The sequence below is a fragment of the Symbiopectobacterium sp. genome (assembly GCF_051710365.1).
Lineage (GTDB): Bacteria > Pseudomonadota > Gammaproteobacteria > Enterobacterales > Enterobacteriaceae > Symbiopectobacterium.
Window position 1 is genome coordinate 1 of sequence record NZ_JBPETA010000149.1, and the last position, 7,493, is coordinate 7,493.

General features: G+C 55.1%; 5 protein-coding genes and 3 pseudogenes. 6 read left to right on the forward strand and 2 right to left on the reverse strand.

Annotation, left to right across the window (positions count from 1 at the left end):
* Positions 1–217: 217 nt before the first annotated feature.
* Complete coding sequence (gene panM, locus ACTBDZ_RS12935) at positions 218–619, reverse strand: aspartate 1-decarboxylase autocleavage activator PanM (protein WP_438815623.1); 402 nt, start codon at positions 617–619, stop codon at positions 218–220.
* A gap of 426 nt (positions 620–1,045) precedes the next feature.
* On the opposite strand from panM, the gene ACTBDZ_RS12940 reads away from it, so the two are divergent.
* The 6 genes and pseudogenes from ACTBDZ_RS12940 to ACTBDZ_RS12965 all read left to right on the forward strand — a co-directional run bounded on the left by ACTBDZ_RS12940 (position 1,046) and on the right by ACTBDZ_RS12965 (position 7,203).
* The gene (locus ACTBDZ_RS12940) at positions 1,046–2,152 is read left to right on the forward strand and encodes a branched-chain amino acid ABC transporter substrate-binding protein (RefSeq protein ID WP_438815620.1); all 1,107 of its coding nucleotides are present in this window, start codon (positions 1,046–1,048) and stop codon (positions 2,150–2,152) included.
* 100 nt (positions 2,153–2,252) lie between these two features.
* Positions 2,253–3,180: pseudogene (gene livH / locus ACTBDZ_RS12945) on the forward strand (high-affinity branched-chain amino acid ABC transporter permease LivH).
* On the forward strand, positions 3,177–4,436 hold the full coding sequence (locus ACTBDZ_RS12950; protein ID WP_438815621.1) for a high-affinity branched-chain amino acid ABC transporter permease LivM: 1,260 nt from the start codon (positions 3,177–3,179) through the stop codon (positions 4,434–4,436). The pseudogene livH and the gene ACTBDZ_RS12950 overlap by 4 nt, the downstream one beginning before the upstream one ends.
* Positions 4,433–5,194: pseudogene (gene livG, locus ACTBDZ_RS12955) on the forward strand (high-affinity branched-chain amino acid ABC transporter ATP-binding protein LivG); the annotation flags it as partial. The gene ACTBDZ_RS12950 and the pseudogene livG, both read left to right, overlap by 4 nt.
* 15 nt (positions 5,195–5,209) lie before the next feature.
* On the forward strand, positions 5,210–5,917 hold the full coding sequence (gene livF / locus ACTBDZ_RS12960; protein ID WP_438815624.1) for a high-affinity branched-chain amino acid ABC transporter ATP-binding protein LivF: 708 nt from the start codon (positions 5,210–5,212) through the stop codon (positions 5,915–5,917).
* A gap of 98 nt (positions 5,918–6,015) precedes the next feature.
* Positions 6,016–7,203 (forward strand): PLP-dependent aminotransferase family protein, encoded by a 1,188-nt coding sequence (locus tag ACTBDZ_RS12965; RefSeq protein ID WP_438815622.1) that lies wholly within the window; start codon positions 6,016–6,018, stop codon positions 7,201–7,203.
* Positions 7,204–7,266: 63 nt separating this feature from the next.
* On the opposite strand, the pseudogene ACTBDZ_RS12970 reads toward ACTBDZ_RS12965, so the two are convergent.
* A pseudogene (locus ACTBDZ_RS12970) lies at positions 7,267–7,493 on the reverse strand (LysR family transcriptional regulator); the annotation flags it as partial.

The window sequence follows — 7,493 nt, forward strand, 5'->3', positions numbered from 1 at the left end:
CGTCGTTCGTTACGGGGTATCGGTGCTATGCTCGACATCGCTCAGTCCGGTTGATGATTTGGGATCTTTATCGATTGATCAGATCGCTCAACTCGGACTGAGTTCCCTTCAGGTGATCTACTATTCAGAACAGTTATTTAGCGCTACGATAGGTAGCGCATGGGTTATGCATGAATCCATCACTATTTCTGGTAGGGCTCCTGCCGTTTGTTAGCGGTTAACTTCGAGTGTAGAGCCACCCTCCTGATACCGGAAAGAATCCACAACTTTCCATAAAGCGGTCCAGCACGACTTCATTAACGCCAGCATGATCTGCTGCCGTTAGCCAAAATTCTTTCACGCCCGGTAACTGGCGCACCACCTCCTGAATCAGGTGCAGGCCAACGCCGCGGCGGCGCGTTGCTTCTCTGACCATCAGATCATCGACTTCCGCGTATTCGCCATCAATTTCCACCATCACCGCTGCCAGCAAGCGGCCATTGAAGCGTGACGCGAACAGGCGCTGGTGCAGATCAAGGCTCTGTTCCAGCAGGTCGAGATTCTGGTGGGGCCAAATCTTGGCGAGATCAGTTCTATCCTGGTCGCTGAATAACGAGAGACATTCGACGGCGAGCTTCATTTCGATAACCCTCTCAATGCGTTTGCATAAAGCATAGCTGTAGCCTAAAGCATAATGTAGTAGCGATGTAAATAAACAGTTGTGTAAGTTTTTCTGTACGGTTAATAGGGAAAATGTTTTCCTCGCCGATAATTTTTCGAGTATTGAGTTGCCCATTGCCGCATAAAGCAGCATAACTGACTATGTATAAAATAAATAGTGGCTTATAAGGCTGGTATTTTATGCTGTTTACACCGCTTGTTTCTGATTGCGGGAGTTGATTTGCAGCATAAAATTCTTGTTTAATGACATGAAAAATAAAGCCTTATTAGCGAAGTATAGCTAATAAAAAGCCTAACCTGTTCTTACTTATAAGAAAAAGATTGAGTACGGCGGGTTGATACAGGTTTGCAGGCGAACTCCATAACGACAGATAGGGTGAATCGAATGAAAGTAGCTAAAGGTAAAGTCGTACTGTTAGGGTGTATGGCAGCAGCGTTCGCACACATGGCCAATGCAGAAGACATCAAGGTTGCCGTTGTCGGTGCCATGTCCGGCCCGGTTGCCCAGTACGGCGACATGGAGTTTATCGGCGCACGTCAGGCGATTGCTGACATCAACGCCAAAGGTGGCGTGAAGGGTAACAAACTGGTTGCCGTGGAATATGACGATGCCTGTGACCCGAAACAGGCTGTTGCCGTTGCCAACAAAGTGATTAACGATGGCATTCGTTACGTGATTGGTCACCTGTGCTCCTCTTCTACCCAGCCGGCCTCTGATATCTATGAAGACGAAGGCGTGCTAATGATTACGCCAGCGGCGACTGCACCGGATCTGACTACCCGTGGTTACAAGCTGGTGCTGCGCACCACCGGTCTGGATTCCGATCAGGGCCCGACCGCCGCTAACTACATCGTGAATACCATCAAACCGCAGCGTATCGCTGTGGTACACGACAAACAGCAGTACGGTGAAGGTCTGGCGCGCTCTGTTCAGGACAGCCTGAAAAAAGCGGGTGCCAACGTAGTGCTGTTTGAAGGTGTAACCGCTGGGGACAAAGATTTCTCCACGTTGGTGGCGTGTTTGAAGAAAGAGAACGTGGATTTCGTCTACTTTGGGGGCTACTACCCGGAAATGGGTCAGATTCTGCGTCAGGCACGCCAGGCTGGGTTGACCACCAAATTCATGGGACCGGAAGGGGTAGGCAACTCCTCACTGCCCAACATCGCGGGCGCGGCGTCTGAAGGCATGCTGGTAACCCTGCCGAAATGTTATGACCAGGTTCCTGCTAACCAGCCGATCGTGGATTCGCTGAAAGCGAAAAAACTGGATCCGACCGGGCCGTTCGTCTGGACCACCTACGCCGCGTTGCAGTCTCTGACTACCGCGATGGAGCGCAGCGGTACAGAACCGGAAGCTATCGCAAAAGACCTGAAGGCCAACACCGTGGAGACCGTAATGGGTCCGTTGAGCTGGGATACAAAAGGTGACCTGAAAGGGTTTGAGTTTGGTGTATTCGAGTGGCATGCAGATGGCACTTCTAGCGCAAAATAATCGCTGCCGCCCACTCAGTTCCTGAACACCGATGCCCCCACCGCCTTCAGGCCGTGGGGGCAAAATCTTAAGGTGTAAAGGTTAATTCTAAGGTAAAGGTATGTCCGAGCAGTTCCTCTATTTCCTTCAGCAAATGTTCAACGGCGTGACGTTGGGCAGCACTTATGCGCTGATTGCCATTGGCTACACCATGGTTTACGGCATTATCGGCATGATTAACTTCGCCCACGGCGAAGTCTACATGATCGGTAGCTATGTCTCTTTTATCGTTATCGCTGCACTGATGATGATGGGTATCGACGTCAGCTGGGTGCTGATCGGTGCCGGATTTATCGCGGCCATTGTGATCGCCAGTGCTTACGGCTGGAGCATCGAACGGATGGCCTATAAGCCGGTGCGTAACTCCAAGCGCCTGATTGCGCTGATTTCTGCCATCGGGATGTCCATCTTTCTGCAAAACTACGTCAGCCTGACGCAAGGTTCGCGCGATGTAGCGCTGCCGACGCTGGTGCATGGTCAACTGGTTGTCGGGGAAAGCAACGGCTTTGCCGCCACCATTACTACCATGCAGGTGACCATCTGGGTTGTCACCTTCATCACTATGCTGGCACTAACCACCTTTTATTCGCTATTCCCGCATGGGGCGCGCCTGCCGTGCCTGCGCGGAAGATCTGAAAATGGCTAGCCTACTGGGCATCAGCACTGACCGCGTGATCTCGCTGACCTTTGTGATCGGCGCGGCGATGGCGGCGGTCGCTGGCGTGTTGCTGGGCCAGTTCTATGGCGTGATCAACCCCTACATCGGCTTTATGGCGGGCATGAAAGCCTTTACCGCCGCGGTGTTAGGTGGGATCGGCAGCATTCCGGGCGCCATGATTGGTGGCCTGGTGCTGGGGGTGGCGGAAGCCCTGACCAGTGCCTACCTGAGTACGGAGTACAAAGACGTGGTTTCTTTCGCGTTGTTGATTGTGGTGCTGCTGGTGATGCCAACCGGTATTCTGGGCCGCCCGGAGGTTGAGAAAGTATGAAACAGCTCAACCTGTTAAATGCGGTGATATCGGCGTTCACGCTGCTGGTGCTGGCGGCGTTCCTGATGGGAATGCAACTGGGGCTGGATGGCACCACGTTGGTGGTGCGCGGGGCAGATGCCGTGCGCTGGAACCTGATCGGCGTTGGCTGTGTGGTGGTGGTGTTCTTCCAACTGCTGCGCCCCTTCTTCCAAAGCGGAATGCGGAAACTGTCGGGCGGCGGCTCCTCACTGGTACTTCCGAGCTTTGACGGTAGCACGCCGCGTCAAAAAGTGCTGGCGGCGGCGCTGATTATTGCTGCGGTGGTCTGGCCGTTTTTGGTGTCGCGCGGTTCGGTGGATATCGCCACGCTGACGCTGATCTACGTCATGCTGGGCCTGAACGTTGTCGTGGGGCTGTCCGGTTTGCTGGTGCTGGGCTACGGTGGCTTCTACGCCATTGGCGCTTATACCTACGCGTTGCTGAACCACACTACTACGGGCTGGGCTTCTGGCAGAGCCTGCCGCTGGCGGGTATCGCGGCTGGGTTGTCCGGTGTTGCGCCTGCGCGGTGACTATCTGGCGATTGTGGCGCTCGGTTTCGGTGAAATCGTGCGTATCCTGCTGCTCAACAACACCGAATTTACCGGTGGCCCGAACGGCATCAGCCAGATTCCTAAACCTACCTTCTTTGGGCTGGAGTTCAGCCGCCGCGTCAGCGAAGGCGGTTGGGGCACTTTCCACGACATGTTTGGCCTGAAGTATGACCCCAGCGATCGCATCATTTTCCTTTATCTGGTGGCGCTGCTGCTGGTTATCGCAACCCTGTTTGTCATCAACCGGTTACTGCGCATGCCGCTGGGGCGTGCCTGGGAAGCTCTGCGTGACGATGAGATTGCCTGTCGTTCGTTAGGATTAAGCACAACCCGTATCAAGCTGACGGCGTTTACCATCAGTGCGGCGTTTGCCGGTTTCGCTGGCACGCTGTTTGCCGCGCGTCAGGGGTTTGTCAGTCCGGAATCCTTTACCTTTGCTGAATCAGCGTTCGTGCTCGCCATTGTGGTGTTAGGCGGTATGGGCTCTCAGTTCGCGGTGATCCTCGCGGCCATTCTGCTGGTGGTATCGCGTGAATTGATGCGCGATCTGAACGAGTACAGCATGCTGCTGCTGGGTGCTCTGATGGTGCTGATGATGATTTGGCGTCCGCAAGGGCTGTTGCCGATGATGAAGTGTCCAGAGATGAAGCTGAAGGTTGAGAAGAAGGAAGAACAGGCATGAGTACGCAACCATTATTATCGGTTCGTGGCCTGACCATGCGCTTTGGAGGTTTGCTGGCGGTCAACAATGTGGAACTGGACCTGAATCAGGGCGAAATCGTCTCTCTGATCGGGCCAAACGGTGCGGGTAAAACCACGGTATTTAACTGCCTGACCGGTTTTTATCGTCCGACCGGTGGCACCATCATGCTGCGCGATCGCCATTTGGAAGGGTTGCCGGGACAGCAGATTGCCCGCATGGGTGTGGTGCGTACCTTCCAGCATGTGCGTCTGTTCCGCGAAATGACGGTGATTGAAAACCTGCTGGTGGCGCAACATCAACACCTGAAAAGCGGCGTGTTTGCCGGCCTGCTGAAAACGCCAGGTTTCCGTCGTGCGGAAGCCCAAGCGCAAGAGCTGGGCGCCATGTGGCTGGAGCGCGTTGGTCTGCTTGATTTGGCTAATCGTCAGGCGGGTAATCTGGCGTATGGTCAGCAGCGTCGTCTGGAGATTGCGCGTTGCATGATGACGCGCCCGGAAGTGTTGATGCTGGATGAACCCGCTGCCGGGCTGAACCCGAAAGAGACCAAAGAGCTGGATCACCTGATTGCTGAGCTGCGCGATCGTCACCAGGTATCGGTGTTGCTGATTGAGCACGATATGAAGCTGGTGATGGGCATTTCCGACCGCATTTACGTGGTAAATCAGGGAACGCCCCTGGCGCAGGGAACACCGGTTGAAATTCGTAATAACCCGGACGTGATCCGCGCGTATCTCGGGGGAAGGATAAGCACTATGTTGTCATTTAATCAGGTTTCAGCGCATTACGGAAAAATACAGGCGCTGCATGACGTGAGTCTGCACATCGAACAGGGTGAAATCGTGACGCTGATTGGGGCCAACGGCGCGGGGAAAACCACGCTGCTCGGCACCCTGTGCGGCGATCCGCGTGCGACGGCGGGCTCCATCATTTATGATGGAAAAGACATCACTCAGTGGCAAACGGCGCAGATTATGCGTGAAGCCATCGCCATCGCCATTGTGCCGGAAGGTCGCCGCGTGTTTTCACGCATGACGGTGGAAGAGAATCTGGCGATGGGTGGCTTCTTTGCCGACAAAGAGCAGTATCAGTCGCGCATTGCACGGGTATACGATCTGTTCCCGCGTCTGTATGAGCGCCGCGCGCAGCGTTCCGGCACCATGTCCGGCGGTGAGCAGCAGATGCTGGCCATCGGACGCGCCTTGATGAGCCAACCGCGTTTGCTGCTGCTGGATGAGCCCTCTCTGGGGTTAGCACCGATTATTATTTTGCAGATTTTTGATACTATCGCTCAACTGCGCGAAGAAGGGATGACCATCTTCCTGGTCGAGCAGAATGCGAATCAGGCGCTGAAATTGGCGGATCGTGGTTATGTGCTGGAGAATGGTCGGGTAGTATTGGAAGATACGGGTGCCGCCTTGCTGGCAAATGAAGCTGTGCGTTCTGCCTATCTCGGTGGATAACCCTGTCTGAACGACCATTATTGCACGACAATCGTCGTGTCTGGGTGGGCCAGCGTTGTCTGGCCCATCGTGTTATCTGATGAATCAAGAGAATGAAAATGGCAACGGAAGGATTACTGTCTCAGCGTATGGCGAGACTGAAAAGCTCGGCGATTCGGGAATTATTGAAACATAGCAAGATGGATCATGTGATTTCTCTGGCTGGGGGAATTCCTTCAGATGCCTTGTTCGATTTTGAGGGATTAAACCAGGCGACCCAGCGTGCGATTACCGAGCAGCCGAAAAACGCGTTTCAGTATGGTTTGACGGAAGGCAGCGATACGCTGCGTGTGCGTATTGCTGAACTGTGCGCGCTGCGCGGTGTGAAAACTCACGCTGACGACATGGTGGTCACGGCTGGCTCGCAGCAGGCGTTGGATCTGGTGATGCGCTCGTTGATTGACTCGAATGATGTGGTAGTGGTGGAACGCCCGACCTATCTGGCGGCACTGCAAACGTTGGAACTGGCGGAAGCGCGCGTGATGTCGGTCGCGTCCGACAAAGACGGCATGGTGGTGGACGAGCTGGAAACCCTGCTGCACACCCAGCGCATCAAAGCGGTGTATCTGGTGCCGAACTTTGGTAATCCGAGCGGCGTGGTGCTGAATGAAGCGCGTCGTCGCCAGTTGATTACGCTTGCCGATCGCTATGGCTTTGTGATCATTGAAGATGACCCCTACGGAGAACTGCGTTTCACCGACGAGCGCAACCCAACGCTGTTCCAGCTTGGGCAAGAGATGCTGGGCCACAACGATGCGGTGATCTACACCTCCACTTTCTCAAAAATTCTGGCACCGGGCCTGCGCCTCGGCTGGGCCATCCTGCCGCAGTGGTTGCTGCATAAAGTGGCGATCATCAAGCAGGCGGCGGATTTGCATGCCAGCTCGCTGTCGCAAACCATCGCGGAATACTATCTGGCGTCGGGGCGTTTACCGACCCAAATCGACAAGATTCGCGAAGCCTACAAGCACAAGGGTGAACTGCTGGGATCGCTGATTGAGCAAGAGCTGGGCGATGTGATCGCCTTCAACAAACCCAAAGGCGGTATGTTCCTGTGGGCGCGCTTCCGCGAGCCGTTCAACACCACGCAGTGGCTGGAAAAAACGCTGGAACAGGGCGTAGTGTTCGTGCCGGGTGAGTTCTTCTTTCCGGAACGCCCTGATTACGCCACGCTGCGTTTCTCGTTTGCTACCGCAACGGATGAGCAGATGCACGAGGCGGTTGCTCGCCTGAAACGCGCGCTCTAAGTTGAGTGGTGTACCAAAACCGCTGCCTGTGGGCAGCGGTTGCTTCCTACGTTAAACCGCGCGTCAGCACAGTTGCCGAATCAGATGCGGCAGCTCCTGACTGACGATCTCCAGCAGGGTATCGCGCGCTGCGTCTGGCGCATTTCCTACCCACGCCACCGGCAGCGGCAAGGCAGTAAACGCCCCCTCGCCATGATCGATAGCCACAAAACGCACGTGCGGGGTTGCCATGCGCGCCGCCCAGCGCGGCATGATGGCTCCGCCCACTTCGCTTGCCACCATGCTGAGAA

Excerpts from the sequence above, each read along its gene's own strand:
- ACTBDZ_RS12950 (WP_438815621.1), top strand. The coding sequence starts at position 3,177 with ATGAAACAGCTCAACCTGTTAAATGCGGTGATATCGGCGTTCACGCTG.
- ACTBDZ_RS12965 (WP_438815622.1), top strand. The coding sequence starts at position 6,016 with ATGGCAACGGAAGGATTACTGTCTCAGCGTATGGCGAGACTGAAAAGC.
- ACTBDZ_RS12940 (WP_438815620.1), top strand. The coding sequence starts at position 1,046 with ATGAAAGTAGCTAAAGGTAAAGTCGTACTGTTAGGGTGTATGGCAGCA.
- livF (WP_438815624.1), top strand. The coding sequence starts at position 5,210 with ATGTTGTCATTTAATCAGGTTTCAGCGCATTACGGAAAAATACAGGCG.
- panM (WP_438815623.1), bottom strand. The coding sequence starts at position 619 with ATGAAGCTCGCCGTCGAATGTCTCTCGTTATTCAGCGACCAGGATAGA.